This is a genomic window from Bacillus sp. F19 (genome assembly GCA_023823795.1).
Classification (GTDB): domain Bacteria; phylum Bacillota; class Bacilli; order Bacillales; family Bacillaceae; genus Bacillus_P.
On sequence record CP085710.1, the window covers coordinates 665,722 to 683,435 of the forward strand.

General features: G+C 40.1%; 14 protein-coding genes and 1 pseudogene. 4 read left to right on the top strand and 11 right to left on the bottom strand.

The features are described from left to right. Positions 1 to 59 precede the first annotated feature (59 nt). The 3 genes from LIT25_03590 to LIT25_03600 form a co-directional block, all read right to left on the bottom strand. Positions 60 to 188 carry a PRD domain-containing protein gene (locus LIT25_03590; protein ID USK36145.1) on the bottom strand — a complete coding sequence of 43 codons (129 nt, stop codon included), beginning with the start codon at positions 186 to 188 and terminating at the stop codon, positions 60 to 62. 559 nt (positions 189 to 747) lie between these two features. After that, entirely contained in the window at positions 748 to 2,475 is a 1,728-nt protein-coding gene (locus tag LIT25_03595; protein USK34467.1) for a HAMP domain-containing histidine kinase, read from the bottom strand. Continuing rightward, the gene (locus tag LIT25_03600) at positions 2,472 to 3,185 is read right to left on the bottom strand and encodes a response regulator transcription factor (protein USK36146.1); all 714 of its coding nucleotides are present in this window, start codon (positions 3,183 to 3,185) and stop codon (positions 2,472 to 2,474) included. Before LIT25_03600 ends, LIT25_03595 begins: the two co-directional genes overlap by 4 nt. A 619-nt stretch (positions 3,186 to 3,804) precedes the next feature. Here LIT25_03600 and LIT25_03605 point away from each other — a divergent pair. Beyond that, positions 3,805 to 4,224: a ferritin-like domain-containing protein gene (locus LIT25_03605; protein ID USK34468.1), complete on the top strand. Its 420-nt coding sequence runs from the start codon at positions 3,805 to 3,807 to the stop codon at positions 4,222 to 4,224. A gap of 29 nt (positions 4,225 to 4,253) precedes the next feature. Here the strand turns inward: LIT25_03605 and LIT25_03610 are convergent, their stop codons facing one another. From LIT25_03610 to LIT25_03645, 8 genes are all read right to left on the bottom strand, one after another. Continuing rightward, positions 4,254 to 4,706 (bottom strand): hypothetical protein, encoded by a 453-nt coding sequence (locus tag LIT25_03610; GenBank protein ID USK34469.1) that lies wholly within the window; start codon positions 4,704 to 4,706, stop codon positions 4,254 to 4,256. A gap of 468 nt (positions 4,707 to 5,174) precedes the next feature. Then, positions 5,175 to 6,260 carry a tyrosine recombinase XerS gene (xerS, locus tag LIT25_03615; protein USK34470.1) on the bottom strand — a complete coding sequence of 362 codons (1,086 nt, stop codon included), beginning with the start codon at positions 6,258 to 6,260 and terminating at the stop codon, positions 5,175 to 5,177. A gap of 118 nt (positions 6,261 to 6,378) precedes the next feature. Next, the gene (locus tag LIT25_03620; GenBank protein ID USK36147.1) at positions 6,379 to 6,735 is read right to left on the bottom strand and encodes a DUF86 domain-containing protein; all 357 of its coding nucleotides are present in this window, start codon (positions 6,733 to 6,735) and stop codon (positions 6,379 to 6,381) included. 48 nt (positions 6,736 to 6,783) lie between these two features. Next, positions 6,784 to 7,209: a hypothetical protein gene (locus LIT25_03625; protein USK34471.1), complete on the bottom strand. Its 426-nt coding sequence runs from the start codon at positions 7,207 to 7,209 to the stop codon at positions 6,784 to 6,786. Continuing rightward, on the bottom strand, positions 7,206 to 7,373 hold the full coding sequence (locus tag LIT25_03630) for a hypothetical protein (protein USK34472.1): 168 nt from the start codon (positions 7,371 to 7,373) through the stop codon (positions 7,206 to 7,208). Before LIT25_03630 ends, LIT25_03625 begins: the two co-directional genes overlap by 4 nt. A 622-nt stretch (positions 7,374 to 7,995) precedes the next feature. Then, complete coding sequence (locus LIT25_03635; protein USK34473.1) at positions 7,996 to 8,136, bottom strand: hypothetical protein; 141 nt, start codon at positions 8,134 to 8,136, stop codon at positions 7,996 to 7,998. A gap of 13 nt (positions 8,137 to 8,149) precedes the next feature. Then, a complete protein-coding gene (locus LIT25_03640) occupies positions 8,150 to 8,290 on the bottom strand; it encodes a hypothetical protein (GenBank protein USK34474.1) in 141 nt (46 codons plus the stop codon). 297 nt (positions 8,291 to 8,587) lie between these two features. Beyond that, positions 8,588 to 12,898: a S8 family serine peptidase gene (locus LIT25_03645; protein USK34475.1), complete on the bottom strand. Its 4,311-nt coding sequence runs from the start codon at positions 12,896 to 12,898 to the stop codon at positions 8,588 to 8,590. A gap of 1,303 nt (positions 12,899 to 14,201) precedes the next feature. Here LIT25_03645 and LIT25_03650 point away from each other — a divergent pair. From LIT25_03650 to LIT25_03660, 3 genes and pseudogenes are all read left to right on the top strand, one after another. Further along, positions 14,202 to 15,034, top strand: a pseudogene (locus LIT25_03650) (alpha/beta hydrolase). Between the two features lie 162 nt (positions 15,035 to 15,196). Beyond that, positions 15,197 to 16,231, top strand: a complete 1,035-nt coding sequence (locus LIT25_03655) for a substrate-binding domain-containing protein (GenBank protein USK34476.1) — start codon at positions 15,197 to 15,199, stop codon at positions 16,229 to 16,231. 108 nt (positions 16,232 to 16,339) lie between these two features. Then, positions 16,340 to 17,572 (top strand): extracellular solute-binding protein, encoded by a 1,233-nt coding sequence (locus tag LIT25_03660; GenBank protein USK34477.1) that lies wholly within the window; start codon positions 16,340 to 16,342, stop codon positions 17,570 to 17,572. Positions 17,573 to 17,714: the final 142 nt, after the last annotated feature.

Consider the following 17,714-nt stretch of genomic DNA (forward strand, 5'->3'; position numbering starts at 1 on the left):
ATTGTCTTATTATTAACAAATATTGCTTTTATAATTAAAAAACGTCCGTCTGGCTTACCTCAGACGGACGTTTTTTCAGTTTTAGCACTGCTCTCATTTTTTAATAAGAAATCCATAATGAAACATACTTCATCATTCGGAATGGCAATTTGATAAGATTCTTCGATTTTATTGAGCGCTTTTCTGATTTTTAAATGAGAAGATAATGTTCATTGATTTTCGCATCTTTATTTTCCGACGCCTGTTTCACCGAAAATGAGCGTATGCATGATATTGAGAGGATAAAGAATAGCTGATTTAGCCTGATCAATGGCTGTCCGTAAACTGCGGTTTTCCTTTTGAAAAGAGTCAAATAAACTGCCCCCTGAGTTTATCAGCTGCCGGATCACGATCAGCAATTAAAAAGAAAACGACAGGTCTTGATGAAGACTTTGACAGCAGGCCTTCTTTCACGAGTCTATTCAGATCGCTGCTTACATTTGCGCGGTCAAGCTGAAGCAATTCTGAAATTTAAGCGGCAGAATAGGAGACCCTGCTCTGCTGCTTAAATAAGCTGTAAATCAAATCCTTTCTTTTCATAAAATACAACAGCCTCCTTTACACAAACCGGTATAAAGCGCTTACAATAAATGGCGGGAATCTCCTGTTTTCAGGGGAATAATCTACTATGAAAATAGCATAGAGTCTGTAAAATAGATCTAATGGAATAGGCCCGTTCCGGAAGTGGACGAGCCTGGTTAAAAGAATTTAAAGCGGGAATTTAAGCGTAATGACTGTACCTTTGCCAAGCTCGCTCCAGACGGCGATCTCGCCATTATGAGCAAGAATAAGCTGCTTTGCAATGGCAAGTCCGAGTCCGGTCCCTTTTGTTGAGTCTTCTGTGTTTGTTCCTCTGAAATAACGGTCAAACAGATTATCCTTTGTTTCCGCATCCATCCCATTGCCAGAGTCATTAATCAGGATAGAGAAGTACTCTTCTTCTTTTTTCAGAGAAATTCCAACCACTGTTGAAGATGGATTATGCTTGAATGCGTTAGCAACAAGGTTTTCAATAATGCGCTGAAACCATCTTTTATCAATAGGATAATAGATTGCATCTTCCGAAGGGTGAAAATCTATTTCCCGTTCTTGATAAAGCGGGTCATTTAAAAAATGCACGATGGATCTTCTGATTGTTTCATTCATTTCCTCTGTTTCAATATGAAGCGGAAGAGCATTATTTTTCAGCCGATAGGTCAGATTGAAGTCTTCAATCAAAGATGTCATATAGCTTGCTTTGTCTTTCATAATTCCTGCGAAATCCTGAATCTCTTCCTTTGTCCAGTCATATTGATCAGACTCCAGCATATATGCATAGCCGTAAAGAGAGCTTAAAGGCGTCTTCAAATCATGAGACAGTCCTGTAATCCACCCTTCTCTTCTTTCATCCATCATGGCCCTGTCTTTATCTTTTTGAATTAAGTTAGAGGTAAGCACATTGAGAGAGTAGATAATGTCGTGATAAATTCTAAAAGAATTTTTTAACTTTCCGTTTTGTCTCGAGCTTGCCCGGACGCCTTTTTTAGAAAGAGGCTCCTCATATCGTCCAGTGGCGAGATTTTCAAGCCATAGAATCGTATGAAGCAGCGGCTTTCCAAGCTTATTTGAATACCAGATAGAGATAATGAAAAATAAGATTCCAGTGAAAAGCACGAAAACGATTATCCATTTGAATAAAGAGATCATGAGACTGCTGTCAAACTGATCGTCGGGGAAGTACTCTTTATTTGGCGAACCAATGACATATATATAGCCGGTTGCCGGATCGGCATAAGTGGAAATAGCCGTTTTATGATTCCACGGTTCTTTTTTATAAGACATGATCTCGAAGTATTTTGGCAGATTTTTATTCTGTTTATTATGAGAGTAAATTAATGAGTACTCAGAATCATAAACCGCAAGCCAGGCTTTTTGTTTTGAAAAATCGGCCTGCATTTCTTTTGAAAGCACTGGCTTTTCATTAAATGAAAGGCCGTTATCTATAAGGTCAGTCATAAGATCGGTATTTGCAGAATGCTTTCCGTAGAGGACTATATAGGAATCTTCTTCCTGGTGAAGCATCCAGTACGTCTGGTCATAGTGAAAGGTTCTTTCAACATCTGCAAAAAAGTGCGGCAGTGAATATTTCTTCGGAATGGAAGAAGGTGTCAAGTACGAAAAGACTACGGCCCCTTCCTCATCAATTACCTGCAGCCAGCCATTCTGTTTTTTAATTGCATCTCTGGCAGACTTGTCAAGCGAGATGTCATCATCTGAAAACTGAAAAATATCTCCTATGTACAGCGGGTCAATACGTTTCACTTCTTTTTCAAGCATGCTATTGAAATCCTGTGTCATTAAGATCACGAGTGATGCTCCCGTGATGGTCAAAAAGAGAATAAACCAGACAATCATATGAAAAATAAAAAAACGAGTGAGCTTTCTTTTTAAGTTCATGGTTTGACCATGTCATCCACAAATTTGTAGCCAAGACCTCTGATTGTTTTGATGTATCTCGGCTGACTTGGATTTTCTTCAATTTTCTCGCGGAGCTTTCTGATGTGGACCATTACCGTATTATCATCGACCATGTAATGCTCATTCCAGACGTTTTCATAAAGCTGATGTTTGGTAAATACACGATTTGGATGTTTGCAGAAGAAAATCAGCAGCTGAAAAAGCTGCGCGGAGCAGTCAACAGTCCGATTAGCTACGGTCAGTTCTGCTGAAGATACATTTATGCTGAAGCGTTCATACTCATACCGCTCCTCTGCCGCAGTCTTTTGATTGGATTGAGGCATGGTGCGTTTTAAAAGGGCTTTAGCGCGTGCTGCAACTTCAAGAGGGTTAAAAGGCTTTGTAATATAGTCATCAGCGCCATATGCAAAGCCTGATAACTTGTCGAGATCACTGCTTTTTGCGCTTAAAAAGATAATTGGAGCATCTGTTTTTTGTTTAATAAGCGGGCAAAGCTCAAATCCGCTTATATCAGGCAGCATGATATCAAGTACAATTAAGTCATATTGTCTATTCTCAATTGCCTTAAGAGCGCTCGCTCCCGTTAAGGATTCATCTATATGTAAAAAGCCTTCTTTTTGCATAACAGTTCGGACGAGCTTGATAATGGCTTCTTCATCGTCCACTAATAGAATTTTGCATGTATGAATCAAGGAAATCTTCCCCTTTCTGTCCTTCATTACCTTAATTCAAATCAGTGCATTTGTTAAGGGTTTCTTGCATGTTTCCATTTCTTTTTTTTGTGTCACATGACAACCTATATTTCCGGTGAGACCGCCAAAAAACAAAGCCGCCTCTTGCGAATGCTCATCAAAAATGTCTTGAAATCATTAATATACATGCAGCAGTTGCGGTAAACCTGAAAATACATTCATTTAGTCAGCTCCTATTCTTGCACTCTCACAAAGTCTATCAGGTGAAGCTTTACACATTTTTATCAAAACCTTAAAAGCAGCTTAATTGTTAAAAAAAGGATAAATATACAAATTTAAGGGTGATTTTATCGTTATTTTTAATGATTGCAACAAGATTCATGAAGGTCTATATCTTTTTTTACGGAGCGAGCAGTATGGCAGTAGAATTTTCAGGGATACCTATAAAACATATCTCGATTACTTTACTTAAAGTGGATGACTATTTTTACATGTCAATCTGGTTTTGTTTAATGATCTTTTACTTGCTGAAATTTCCCAATCACAAATAACCGGCATATTCTCTCTCTTTAAAAATATAATTCTATCAATGATTTATTTAAGGGGAGAAAATTTAATGCATAGCTATTATCGTGCAAATCAGGCTGAAATAGATCAAATTGCAAAAGCACTTGCTGGAGAATATAATGCGATTCAGTGTTATGAACAGATGGCAAATTTGGCGAAGAATGAGGAAGAAAAAAAGCAAATCATGGAGATTAGAAATGATGAAATAAACCACTATCAGACATTCGCTGCTATTTATCAGAATCTGTCCGGGATGCAATACAATCCAAAACAAACGGAAGAATGCCCTGGGGATTATTTTAGTGCGCTGATAGCGGCTTTTAGAGACGAGCAGGAGACTGTGGATTTTTATCTTGATATTGCTGAAAATGCAAGTAGCCCTTATATTCGAAAACAATTTAAAAGAGCATCAGCAGATGAACAGAATCATGCCGTGTGGTTCCTGTATTACTTCATGCAGAACAAGTGAGGCAGAAATTTCATCGCTGATGCCGGCCGTTACTTCAATTGATAATCGACCTTGCTGTACAGCTTCGTTCCGTTATGAAGACCAAGCCTTTTTTCCTGATTTTCATCAAGGCCGTTAATGCTGATGACAATTTCGTCTCCTCGAAGGGAGATCGTTCCTTCAACCGGCTTTTCAAGTGCAGGATCCTCTATTGTAAAAGGGCCATCGCCATTTCCTTGAATGGTCGTTTTTGTTTTGGTCTCACGCAGAATCTTGTTATCCTTCGATTTCAGTCCAAGTGTCAGCTCAGCAACTTGTCCATTCTCTGGAAAATTGACGATGACAAAATTGCCTTCCTCTTTCACTTTTACCCGGTCAACCCAAGTTCCGTTATATATACCCTGCATACTGTAATCTTCATTCTTAAGCTGCGGACGGTTGCATCCTGCGAGAATGACTGCAGCAACAGCAATGAACAAAAGACTTACTTTTAAATTCTTCATAGCAGATCCCTTCCTGTTCCAAATCTCACTTTTATTATCGCCTAAAAAGGGGGAAAGAAGCAATGGATAGGGAGCTTCCGGCCAGATATTGAATGCAGGCTGAAAGTATGCTGGAAAATGGCGCATTATGCAGAGCGTCAGAATCGGTACCGGGGAGGCCAACTCGCAAAAATCACTGGTCAATTAGTGAAAATGCAACTCCAACTCGCAGGAATCCCGTTTCAACTCGCAGAAAGGGGCATTCAATTCGCAAGGCTCAAATTCCAATGAAAAAACCTCATAATAATGCCTATTTCTAGCTGCCGTTGGCCAGTTAAAAAAGATTCAGCATAAAATTAAAGAGTTTCGGGTGTGTATAGAGCATCAGACATGGTACCGGGGAGCCCAACTCGCAAAAATCGCTGGCCAATTAGCGAAAATGCAACTCCAACTTGCAGGAATCCCGTTTCAACTCGCAGAAAGGGGCATTCAATTCGCAAGGCTCAATGCTTCAGTTTGATAACCGAAGCTTATAAAATGAAAAATTGATACTAACATTATAGATTGGCGCATAAGAAGGTGAATATCACCTGTTTCCTCCATTAAATTGGTAGCATATGTATGACTTAATTTATGAGGGGACATGGATTTATTGTTTTTATAGGCCTTTGTATATTTCTTTACTAAACTTTCTATTGCACGATTAGAAAGGGGAGAGGAAGCATTATGTACTTTAGCAACAAAGACATACTCATTTTCTTCATTGCTTGCTTTGTATCTTTCTTGACGTATGTCTAGATATGTTTTCACGTCCTGCATAGATTCAGGTACGACAGATACTGTATCCTGTTTACCACCTTTTCTAATAACGTTGATACGATTTTCATTAAAATCTAAATCTCTTAGACGTAGGTTTGAGAGCTCATTTACACGAATCCCACTACTTAAAAATAAGGATAGGATAGCAATATCACGTTCCTTGTCCCTCTTGAAGTATACCTTCTTTCTTGGTTCATTCTCTAACTCATTTTCATATTCCTGTTGAATATATTGTAAAAAGTGAATGTCATCATCATTGTGAAATATTTCAGTGGAAATTTTACTTGCTCGAGCACCAAGAGTCTCTTTTACTTTGTTTACTTCAATTTTTAACATAACATTACGATAGAAGTAGGGTTCTCCATCATCATTTTCCGTTTGAGTGGTTAAATATTTAAACAGTGATCGTAAAGCAGATATTTTACGGTTAATTGAAACTTTTTCTGGCTTTTTCGTTTCATCTCTTTGTACCTTAATATCACGTCTTTGGAGATATTTAAAAAAGTTTTTCGCATCATCCAACTTCAAATTCTCAAGCACGGATAGAGGAATGTCTTTTTTGTTAGATACCCCAGCAATCTTTTTATCTACTAACCATTCAAAAAAAAGTTTATAGTCGTGTAAATAATTCAAAAGAGTGGAGGGAGAGCGATTGTCAATCTTATCGTCAACATATTCACCAACATAGGAGGGCATCATTTTGACCATTTCCATAAGTTTCTTTTCGTGTATCTGATGTTGTCTTGATTCAGCCAAAATAGTACTCCTTGTCAAAAAAATGTCGATTCATGCGTAAAATTCAATTTTTCAGCACAGTTCAATACTATTAATGTAGAAGAATCGTTTTCGTGTACTGCATAAAGTCAATCAGGTGTTAATCCAATATTTTTTGTAAAATCACTAAGTTAATCTCTTGATAATCATGGACAGCAATATTACGGAAGCCAACCATTGCTTTCATTTTCTGCGAAAGGGAAGAGGGGATGATTCCTTCTGATTCTAATAATGTAAAAGCGTCACGACTATTTTGTGGTAATCCTAGTTTTCGTTCTGCTACAATATGCATGCCTAAATCAATACTAGCTTCACAAGCTCTCTGTAGGTTTAATACAATGGAATCTTGCTTCGTAAAATTCTCTAAATTGGAAGGATTATTTTCATATTCTTCATGGATCCGTTTCATACACCGTTCTATGATACTAACTTTGTTTAATATCACATCATTTTTTATTGTTAATAATCAATAAAGTCCCTTCTATAATTAATAAACATAACGATATTAATTTTCAATCGGCTTAGGCTGCTGGATCACCATATCTTTTTTTGCGGACTCTTCCATTCTTTCTGCAAGGGTTTGAATATAAGATTCTGTCAGTTTAGCAGGATAGTATCCAATCCGTTCTCGGACAAGGTTTTCAAGAACAAAGCATTTTCGAGTGGCTTTTTCATATTCACTAAAGGTGTATTGCTCCGCTTCTGTAAACTCGTCTGCTCCTTCATTCATCGCTCGAATAAAGATATACCGTTGATTGTAAATGTCCGATCGTTCCTTTCTAGCAAATTTTAAAAGGAACAGTAGTTCAACAGTTGAAAGACACATAAGCTCAGGCGTGCCTTTGTTCAAATCAGACAGAGAAGGCTGAGAAGACGGCAAAAGATTTTTTCTTTTTCCATTTTCCTGAACATCCTCATCTTTCAGCTTCATCTTACAAAAAGAGCAATAGCAATCATACCTATTAATAGATGTAACAGAGCTTCCAAACTAGAAAGGAATTGTAACCACTCCTGAAACTTCTCACTCGTCATAACCTCTTGAATTCCTTGATCCAATTGTTCTTGGATTTCTTCTAATGCTTTGTTTTTAACCAATGTTTTTTCCTCCCTTGTTTTTGCGCTGTGAGCGATTCATTTCCCTTAAGGGGATTATTTTTCGCCCTTTTGACGTGGAGAACGAACAAAGAGCATAGGCAGACGGTCAAGGGATGAGCACAAAAAGTTTTTTGATGTTACGAATGTGTGGTTAATCAAAAAACTTTTTTGTCCCTTGACTGGCTGACTATCCGACTTAGCTTTCAGCAGGTGGAGGGCGGTAGCCTAGGAGGCTCGGGCGTGCTGGAAGGTTAGCTCGGATTGTGTACTTGTACGATTCGCAGCGCAAAAGGGTGGAAAAAACAAAATAAAAAGCAGCCGTTCGGCTGCTTTCCTTTTAGTCTCTTTTCTTTGCTCGTTCGGTATGGCCGATAGGTAAAGGAAATCGGAATCTAGAGGGAGTTTGACTGGAGGGAATTAGTCCCCCTGGTTAGCTTTTTCTTTAATGCCGAAGTGACGCGAACAGAATGATAGAAAGCGTATAGCTTCCTGATCCGTCTGTAGTGCTGCCGCCCTCCTGATTCATTGCTTCCTTTATCCCTTATACTTTGCTCTTTGTAACATTCGGTCAATGGTTCTTCCGTATAGGATGGTTGACTGACATGAAATTCTCATGATCCAATTAAACGCCATCATACGTTTTTTTCCAAAAGTCGCTTTCTTTCTCCGTTCTGATTACGAATTTAAACGTATTTGTGCCGATGACTTCCTCTTTAGTGATTAAAAACCATTTTAAACCTTCATCGAGATTCCTGAACTTCATACCCTTTGTTTCCTTACAACGTTTTCAATCGATTTTTTTCTTTTTCACAATACGCTTGAGCCGTTGCTTTTGACCAATATTTTATACCGCCTACAATAAGATCCGGCTGCGGTACTTTTCCTCGATCGTAATATAAATGGAGTTTTTGGGTCATATCGTAACCCTTTCTCCGTTAAATATTCTGCAAATTGACTTTGATTTAAATAACAAGAAGGTATTCGAAAAAAATCTAAAAACTCTTATTAAACATAAAATAACATTTGTTCCTGCTTATCCCTATAGAACAGAGATATAAAGTTTTAAAAAAACCGGTAACGTATGAAGCGTCACCGGTCCTTGTTAATCATGTAATTCATCTAGAGCCAATCTGTAGTTTGTACATGAGATGTTGTCAACATATCTAATTGGCTCTAAAATAGTTATTTCAATGCGTACAATAGAACTGGACTGCTTATTTTTTCGGCTCTAGACCAATTGCACGCAAGAAATCTTCTAATCTTTTGTTTCCTAATTTTTCTTTCGGTTTCTTATTTTTAGGTACATCCGGGCCAACTTTCAAGTAGTTCTTTTCGATAAGGCGAATATCCGATTCGTTCACAATGCCATCCTGGTTAATATCTGCCATTTTATTTTCCTTGCCGTAAAAGGCGACAACCTGTTGGACATCATAAATATCAATCATCGCGTCCTGATTCACATCACCGGCTACTGCAACTGGTTGAGCACCTTGTTTTTGTATATACTCACCGACGACTTCGCCCCACGGTGTTTTCGTACCAGGAAGCGTCAGTTTCTGAATGCTTTTCAAGTGTCCAGGTGCTTCGACGACAATTTCGATTGGATCTTTCGACAAAGGAAGATGCTTGATATCTACAAAACCGTTTTTGGCAATCGTTCCTGGCACTTTTGTCCCGTCTGTCAATTGCGCGTATGCTTTCGCTCCTATGATTGAATAATCCATCGTCCAGTTCATATAGAACGCTTCAAGGTGGAGAAAAGATACCACATGATTGTCCTTTGGTATGATTTTATAATGGTTCATTTGGTTGAATGATGGGATGACAACCGGTTCTTGCTCACCGTATTGTGTATACGTGAATGGCACTGTATTATCTTCGACGTTCATCGTGTCATAGTAGGATCCGTACTTACCGTCATCATACAGTTTAAATGTCACATCAAGGAATGGCATGTTATCGAAGTCGACTCCTTCGAAGTTAGCACCGCCGCTGATATGAGCGCCCGCATTCACCATGTCTTTATTACCTGGATATTCAGGGTGATCCTTCACAGTTGGTTCATCAACACTGACTGTTAATCCGTTTGCATCCGCATACTGCTGGAATTCTGGGTTCACTTTTACGCTTTGGAACTGGAAGAGCCAATCATAGAATCCAACATTGTAGTTTCCAGCCATCAAATCCTTTACGTTATTTAGATTTAATGTCATCGTCAACGTATCATCTAGATAAACTTTTTCCTTATCGTAAGATGGTACCACATAAGGTGTGCCTTTTTTGACGAATGCATATGAATAGGATTCATTTAAAAGTTCCGCATTTCTCGCCATATCCATAGGTATTAGTTTGACTGTTGCTGGACCATTCTCAATATCAGATTGTTCAATTCCGATTTTTGTATCTCCGTTTGCATCAAGTGGGAAATCGCCGTTCGCTGTAGCTTTTTGATTGAAGTAATAGTATAGCTTATTATCAGACTGTGTGAAGCCTAAAGGTGCTAATTTTGCCGTTCCTTCGTCCCATACATTCGGATGAAGCCAAAACGCATGGTACGTATTTCCGTCTTGCCCCTGTTCATCTGTAAAGTCCGAATCACTTAGCTCATAGACGCCAGGTTTACGGTCGTCTTTAAACGTCAACTTCGGTAACGTGTTATCGATGATAAACTTTTGATTCGCGACCTCGTATCTCACCGCATCTGCATCTGTTGTACGAAGTTTGATTGTATAATCACCTTCTGGCAGTTTCGCCATTGGCTGATTGATGTCTGTTTTTTCATCATTCGGATCGCCGATAAACGGATAATACGATGGCGAGAATACTGTTCTTAGTTCCGTATCAAGAGGCGCACCGTTTAAGCTAAATGGTTTTAACGAACTTGCTCCAAGTACTTTGCCGTCTTTATCATAGATGATCGCCCATAAATCTTTCATCGGGCTGTTTAATCTGAATTTGATATAGCGAGTTTGAGGTGCCATCCATGGATGACGCCAAGGCATCGTTGTGATTGCTGGACCCGAGATCTCAACGTCTCCGATTCCTTTTTCAACGAAGCGAGTCGCGAACGGAATGCGATAGTGTTCGTTTGGATTGTCATGGTTGACAATGTTCACATACCCTTCATATTGTCCCATCTCTGCGCTCGCAGGTATGTTAACCGTTGCCGTTACATTTGTTGCCCCCCCTGCAGCGACCGTCACAGATGCTGAAGAAGTCGTTACGGTTACATTGTTCGCTACTGCGTCACTTACATGTGCACTTACATTATCAATCGGTTTACTATATTCTGCCGAAACGTCGAATGTTTTCGCTTGGGTACCGCGGTTTTTAAAGACAATCGTACGGTTTGTTGTGTTTGTGCTATCGTCTTTTTTGTAAACCGCACCAAACGTCAATGCGCCTTTTTCATACGCGTTCTCTATAAATCCACCATTTCCATCACCTATTATCGTGGTGTCTTGTACCTTGAATGCCATCACGTTATGAACGGCTTCTGCTACATCTACTTCACCTGCGCCTACTTCGTACACGGAATAGTCGCCGTTTAGTTTGTCCGCACTATTCATCAACGCTGCTTTGACATCAGCCGGTTTGTAATCTGGGTGTGCTTGTAAAATCAGTGCAGCAATCCCTGCTACGTGCGGAGAAGCCATTGATGTACCCGAAATACGAGCATATGCTTGTGAGTAATCAATTCCTGGTTCTGGACTGTGGATAAATTCTGGATACGTCGAGTAAACCGATACCCCAGGAGCCACAACGTCCGGTTTAATGTCATAGGTTGACGTAACGGGTCCTCTTGAACTGAAGCTAGCCAAATGGTTACCTTCTGTTACTATTGACCCGATTTCAGTAAACGTGATCGACGCAGTTTCTGCTGCTGCTTTTAAGCGTTCGCCGTCTGCTTTTGACATGCGGAATGTTGGGATAAACCCAATATTACTTGCTAAATAGTTATCGATGTCGCCGTCGATATTGTTATACATGATTGCCGCCACTGCGCCTGCTTTTTGTGCATTCACAATTTTTTCACTAAGCGCATAGGTTCCACGCGCTATCAATGCTATTTTTCCGTGCAAATCAACATCTTTGAAATCATCCTCGCCACCTAAGCCAACAAACACAACTGGATACGTTTTATTCGCAAGTGTTTCCACGTGGTCATTGAACCCTTTTCCAAGCAATTTAAAGTTGGTGAACGTTTCGTTTCCAACTGTCGCCGTTGCGGTCGGAATCGACATCGCGAAGTCACTTGCACCAACCGTAATCGGAAGCGCTGCTGCTCCAGGTGTGCCAAGTGTATATGCATAATTACCTGAGTTTCCTGCTGCAATGACGCACGTTACACCAGCTAATGTCGCATTGTTAACCGCGATTGCTTCTGCTGATAGTGGATTGTTACTCGATGCACCAAGAGACATGTTAATGACTTTCATGCCGTCACTAACTGACTTGTCAATTCCTGCAACAATCCCGCTCGAAGAACCAGAACCGTAAGGACCTAGTACGCGGTAGACATATAAATCAACGCCAGGGGCAACCCCTTGTCCCGGATATTCGACATTGGCTTTCGATTGTGCTGCGATTGTTCCAGATACGTGCGTACCGTGGGACGTCGGGTATTCACGGCCTGGTATTCCTGGCTTACCTGCATTCACCCAGTCATCATATGTTGTTTCCATCGGATCTGCATCGTTATCGACGAAATCCCACCCTTTAACCGAACTCGGGTTAATCTTAGTTGGATCAACGCCTTCTTGTTTTCGGTACCCTTTATACACATCCGTTAAATCCGGATGGTTGTAATCAATTCCTGTATCTAAAACGCCGACTTTCACGCCGTTCCCTTTAATGCCTTCGTTATGAATCGCATCAATACCAGGAAGTGGGATACTATTTTCTTCTAGTCCTTCCACGCTTTTTTGTGACACAGCCGTTGGTTTAATCGGGTCGATTGTGACCTTTTCGTCCGCAAGGACATGTCTGACAAGACCGGAATCAAACAGTCTCTCGACCATTGTTCCTGGAAGTGTCATCGCTACCCCGTTCAACGCGTTCTGAAACTCATGCGTAATTTGGATATCAGATGAAGTTCCAGCTGCATTTTTTGCAGTGACCGCATTGACGCTCGCTTGACGCGTAGACAACCCTTCGATAAATGAACGGAATTGTTTGTGCGCATCACTTACTGCTTGTTTCTCTTCTTTTAAGGTTGTCTCATCTCCAGCTACTTGTGCCTGCATCACCGCTACTTTTGCCGGTGCTTGCATGAATTCAACAATGACGCGAACAGGTTCCGCGCTTGATGTGTTGATGTTCGGCGAAATTTTCGGACCACCTATGCTGATCTGATTCAATGCCGCAATTTGTTCTTTCGTCAACTGTGGAGCGCTTGCTTCCTGACGAAGAGGATCGATCGGTGTTGATGTCGCTGCCAACACGTTGTACGGAATGACAGATGACAGTAATAAAGCACTCATCGTCATAGTTGCTAAAATGTTCTTTAACTTACGGTTTGCCAATTCAATCCCCCTATTTTCGTAATCTTTTGAATATTCACAGTTCTCATTATAATTCGAATTATTCATGTCGTAAATTGGGGGAATTTGCATTGAAACCCTCAATTCCATGTAGAATTTTGGCATAAAATATCGTTAAATTTTTGTATAATCTATATTTATTGGGACTTTTCATAATAATTTATATTGGGGGAATCTAAGGACGGGTTCATTTTTAATAGCTTCCTATATTACCAGAAACAAAGTAGGGAGCGAAAATTCCAAAAAACCTCATAATAATGCCTATTTCTAGCTGCCGTTGGCCAGTTAAAAAAAGATTCAGCATAAAATTAAAGAATTTCGGGTGTGGATAGAGCATCAAACATGGTACCGGGGATCCAACTTGCAGAAATCGCTATTCAATTAGCGAAAATGCAACTCCAACTCGCAGGAATCCCGTTTCAACTCGCAGAAAGGGGCATTCAATTCGCAAGGCTCAAATTCCAAGGAAAAACCTCATAATAATGCCTATTTCTAGCTGCCGTTGGCCAGTTAAAAAAAGTTTCAGCATAAAATTAAAGAGTTTCGGGTGTGTATAGAGCATCAAACATGGTACCAGGGAGGCCAACTCGCAAAAATCACTGGTCAATTAGTGAAAATGCAACTCCAACTCGCAGGAATCCCGTTTCAACTCGCAGAAAGGGGCATTCAATTCGCAAGGCTCAAATTCCAATGAAAAAACCTCATAATAATGCCTATTTTCTAGCTGCCGTTGGCTAGTTAAAAAAAGATTCAGCATAAAATTAAGGAGTTTCAGCTGTGTATAGAGCATCAGACATGGTACCGGGGAGCCCAACTCGCAAAAATCGCTGGCCAATTAGCGAAAATGCAACTCCAACTTGCAGGAATCCCGTTTCAACTCGCAGAAAGGGGCATTCAATTCGCAAGGCTCAAATTCCAATGAAAAAACCTCATAATAATGCCTATTTCTAGCTGCCGTTGGCCAGTTAAAAAAAGATTCAGCATAAAATTAAAGAGTTTCAGCTGTGTATAGAGCATCAGACATGGTATCGGGGAGCCCAACTCGCAAAAATCGCTGGCCAATTAGCGAAAATGCAACTCCAACTCGCAAGAATCCCGGTTCAACTCGCAGAAAGGGGCATTCAACTTCGCAAGCAAAATTTAGGTGTAAAAAAACACAGAATAGATAGAAAGCAGAGATAACAGTTATCTAAAATAACCGGTGAGTTGCCCGTTTTAAAGTAAAAAAAAGGGTATACATATAGCTTACGACAAGAAAATTGCAGAAGACGAGAGGATACCAAAAATGAAATTAAAAAAGAATATCGCACTTATAGCAGCTATCAGTTTAGCAGCAATCGTTTTTATCGTTCAGTCTATAAAGCCTGAGATTACAAATGGAGCCAGTGATGTAAAGCACGAAGGAACGCCGACGGTCTTTGTGCATGGCTATAGAGGCACGCTGAATTCGTTCGAAGGCATGATGGAAAGATTTCAGTCGGATTATGAATGGGGAGAAAAAACTCTTGTTTGCACCTCTGATAAGAGAGTCGCGGAGTGTAAGTCTCTGACAGACGAAAAAGTGAAAAATCCCCTTATCCAGGTTTATTTTGAAGACAGCGATTCGAATTTTGAGAAGACAAGCATAGAACTCGGCAATATCTTTAAACTTTTAAAAGAAAAATATGGTTACGATAAAATTAATATCGTTGCACATTCAATGGGAGGCTTAGTTTCTGTCAATTATATTCAGGAAACAAGACAGGAAAAAGAGTTTCCTAAAGTAGAAAAGCTCGTTACAATCGGAACTCCTTTTAAAGGCATTAAGAGGGAAGTATTTGAAAAACGATATCATGAGAAAAAGCATGATCTAATTGCCGGTTCACAGGCGATTCAGGAATTATATTCAGAAAAGGATAACTTTGATACAAATACACAAGTGTACTCATTGCAGGTAAAATCAGTAAAAAAGAAGATGGCGACGGTCTGGTCTCAGTCAAGAGTGCAACTTCCTTAAAAAATGTAGTCGACACAGATCATTACCGGGAACAAGTCATCGTGTCGAAGAAAGCAACACATAATGGATTGCATGAGAATAAAGAAGTCGATGAGGAAGTCGGCAGATTTTTGTGGAAGTAGAAGAAGTGAGAGTCCATTGCGGGCTCTTTTTTTGGGAATCAAAAGCAAATTGCTCAAGTATGTTTCAAGAATTGATATCTCTCAAGGGTAGAAAAAAATTAATTATTACCATATTGTAAATGCTTTCATAAGGTGGTACTATAAATTTACGAAAACGTTTACGTGAAAGCAGGGAGAAGATGGGAAATGAATTATACCATCAAAGATGTAGCAAAAAAGGCGAATGTTTCGATTGCAACTGTTTCAAGGATTCTGAATAATCAGAAGGGTTACTCTGAAAAAACAAAACGGAAGGTTCTTGAAGCGATTGAAGAATTGGACTACCATCCAAATGCCATTGCAAGAGGACTTATCAATAAGAAAACGTCGACGATTGGTGTATTATTTCCGGCACTTTCGAGTATGCTCGTAACGGAACTGTTAGCCGGAATAGAAAAAGCAGCTCATCAGCTTGGATCAAGCGTGATTGTCTGCCATACAGAGTCCAATGGTTCAAAAACAATGAAATACCTGCAATTGCTCAATGAAAAGCGTGTTGACGGAATTATTTTCACAAGTGAAATTCTAAAAGAGGAGTACTATGAATTTATTCAGAAAATGAATATTCCCCTAGTCCTTTTATCGACGGAATCACGTGCTTATTCAGTGCCATACGTCAAAGTGGATGACAGGCATGCGGCGTACTCTGCCGCTCAGTACTTAATTAAGAAAGGCCACACGCGCATCGGCATGATCAGCGGAAATCAAAATGATCTTATAGCAGGAAAACCAAGAATTGATGGATTTATGAATGCGTTAATAGATCACGGCTTGCCTGTTCATGACAGACAGATTGTCTGCAGTGAAGGATTTACCTTTGCAGACGGCATAGAAGGATTAAAGAAAATGAGACAGCAGGCACCTGAAGTGACAGCTATCTTTGCGGCAAGCGATGAAATTGCTTTTGGAGCGATTTCAGAAGCTTATCAGCAGGGCATAAGAATACCCGAGGAATTATCGATTATCGGCTACGATAACTTGAGTATTGCCGAAATGTCGATACCCCCGTTAACTTCACTTGCTCAGCCCTTTTATGAAATGGGAGAAAAGGCAGCAAAAATGATATTTGACATGATCAATGGTGATCAGCTCGTAGAAAGCCGGATTATGCCGCATTCCATTAAGGAAAGAAGCAGTGTAATAAAAAAAGAGGAATAGCTTCTTCTTTTTTGTAAATGACGTAAACGTTTACGCGGGAAGAGCGCCAATTATTTTTTTGCTGAAAAGAGTAAACGTTTACTTATTCTGAACTGGGAGGCGAAATGAATGATCAAGAAAATTACTGTACTTGCCGCAGGCATGGTGCTTGGGGCTGCCATATTGGCGGGGTGCTCTTCAGGGGAAGAAGCGGACGGGAAAGTCACGCTGAATCTTTTCTCCAACAAATCTGAAAATATCAATACATATAAAGGTCTGATAGAAGAGTTTGAAGCAGAAAATCCAGATATCAGGATCAAATTTGATTCTCCTCCGGAAGCAGAAACCGTGCTGCGGACAAAGCTTATTAAGAATGACATTCCTGACGTTATGCTGATTGCAGGAAATGCTACATACGGTGAATTGGGAAGAGCAGGAGTACTTGAGGATTTTGCGGATACAGAACTTATCGATTCCATCCAGCCTTCCTATCTCGACATGATTGACCGCTTAGTAGGCCCTGAAAAAGATGGGGTCTACGGACTGCCATATGCGACAAACGCAAACACGGTGATCTATAACAAACTGAAGTTTGAAGAGCTTGGCCTTGAAGTTCCGAAAACGTGGGATGAATTTATCGCCGTATTGGAAAAAGCAAAAGCTGCTGGCGAAATACCAATCTATTTGACTCTTAAAGATGCATGGACTGGAATGATTTCCTTGAACTCTCTTGGAGGAAATCTGGCAGGCGAAGAATTTGCAGAAAAGAAAAGCTCTGGACAGACGTCATTTGTAAAGAGCTACGATGAAGTCGCAGACAAGATGCTGACCCTTACAGAATACGGACACAAAGACAACTTTGGAATTGCCTACGGCGATGGCAACAATGCGTTCGCAGCAGGCGAGGGTGTCATGTATATTCAGGGGAACTGGGCGATTCCTGAGATTTTAAAAGCAAATCCTGAAGCAGAGCTTGGCGTTTTTCCGATGCCTGTAACCAACGACCCAGAGAAAAACAATCTTGTTTCAGGTGTTGATGTTCTGCTGACCATCAGCAAAGACAGCGAGCACAAAAAAGAAGCCGAAAAATTCCTTGCGTTTATGCTGAAGAAAGAGACAGCAAAACGTTACATTGATGAGCAAAAGGCTTTCTCTGCAATAAAGGGAGTTTATCAGGAGGATCCGGTTTTCGAAGGAATAAAAGAAAACTTTGAAAAAGGAAAAATCACCAGTTTCCAAGATCACTATTTTCCAGCAGGAATGGGAGCAGAAAACATTCTTCAGGAATTTCTGATCGAGAAAAAGAAAAACGCTTTCTTGAAGAAAATGGATAGAGAGTGGGAGAAGGTTGAGGATCGCTAATAATTTTTATTTTGTCCAGCTGCACCGCCTACCCCCTCGGTCAGAACAGATTCTCAGAAAAAGTCACAACCGGACTTTTCCGGTGAATCCATATCTGCCATGCCTGGGCTAAACATGCGGTTCCGCATTTCTATGAAGGGAG

What these genes read in the sequence shown, in the direction of transcription:
- LIT25_03595 (USK34467.1), bottom strand. Translation starts at nt 2,475, where the DNA reads ATGAACTTAAAAAGAAAGCTCACTCGTTTTTTTATTTTTCATATGATT.
- LIT25_03605 (USK34468.1), top strand. Translation starts at nt 3,805, where the DNA reads ATGCATAGCTATTATCGTGCAAATCAGGCTGAAATAGATCAAATTGCA.
- LIT25_03610 (USK34469.1), bottom strand. Translation starts at nt 4,706, where the DNA reads ATGAAGAATTTAAAAGTAAGTCTTTTGTTCATTGCTGTTGCTGCAGTC.
- LIT25_03625 (USK34471.1), bottom strand. Translation starts at nt 7,209, where the DNA reads ATGAAGCTGAAAGATGAGGATGTTCAGGAAAATGGAAAAAGAAAAAAT.
- LIT25_03635 (USK34473.1), bottom strand. Translation starts at nt 8,136, where the DNA reads ATGAAGTTCAGGAATCTCGATGAAGGTTTAAAATGGTTTTTAATCACT.
- LIT25_03640 (USK34474.1), bottom strand. Translation starts at nt 8,290, where the DNA reads ATGACCCAAAAACTCCATTTATATTACGATCGAGGAAAAGTACCGCAG.
- LIT25_03660 (USK34477.1), top strand. Translation starts at nt 16,340, where the DNA reads ATGATCAAGAAAATTACTGTACTTGCCGCAGGCATGGTGCTTGGGGCT.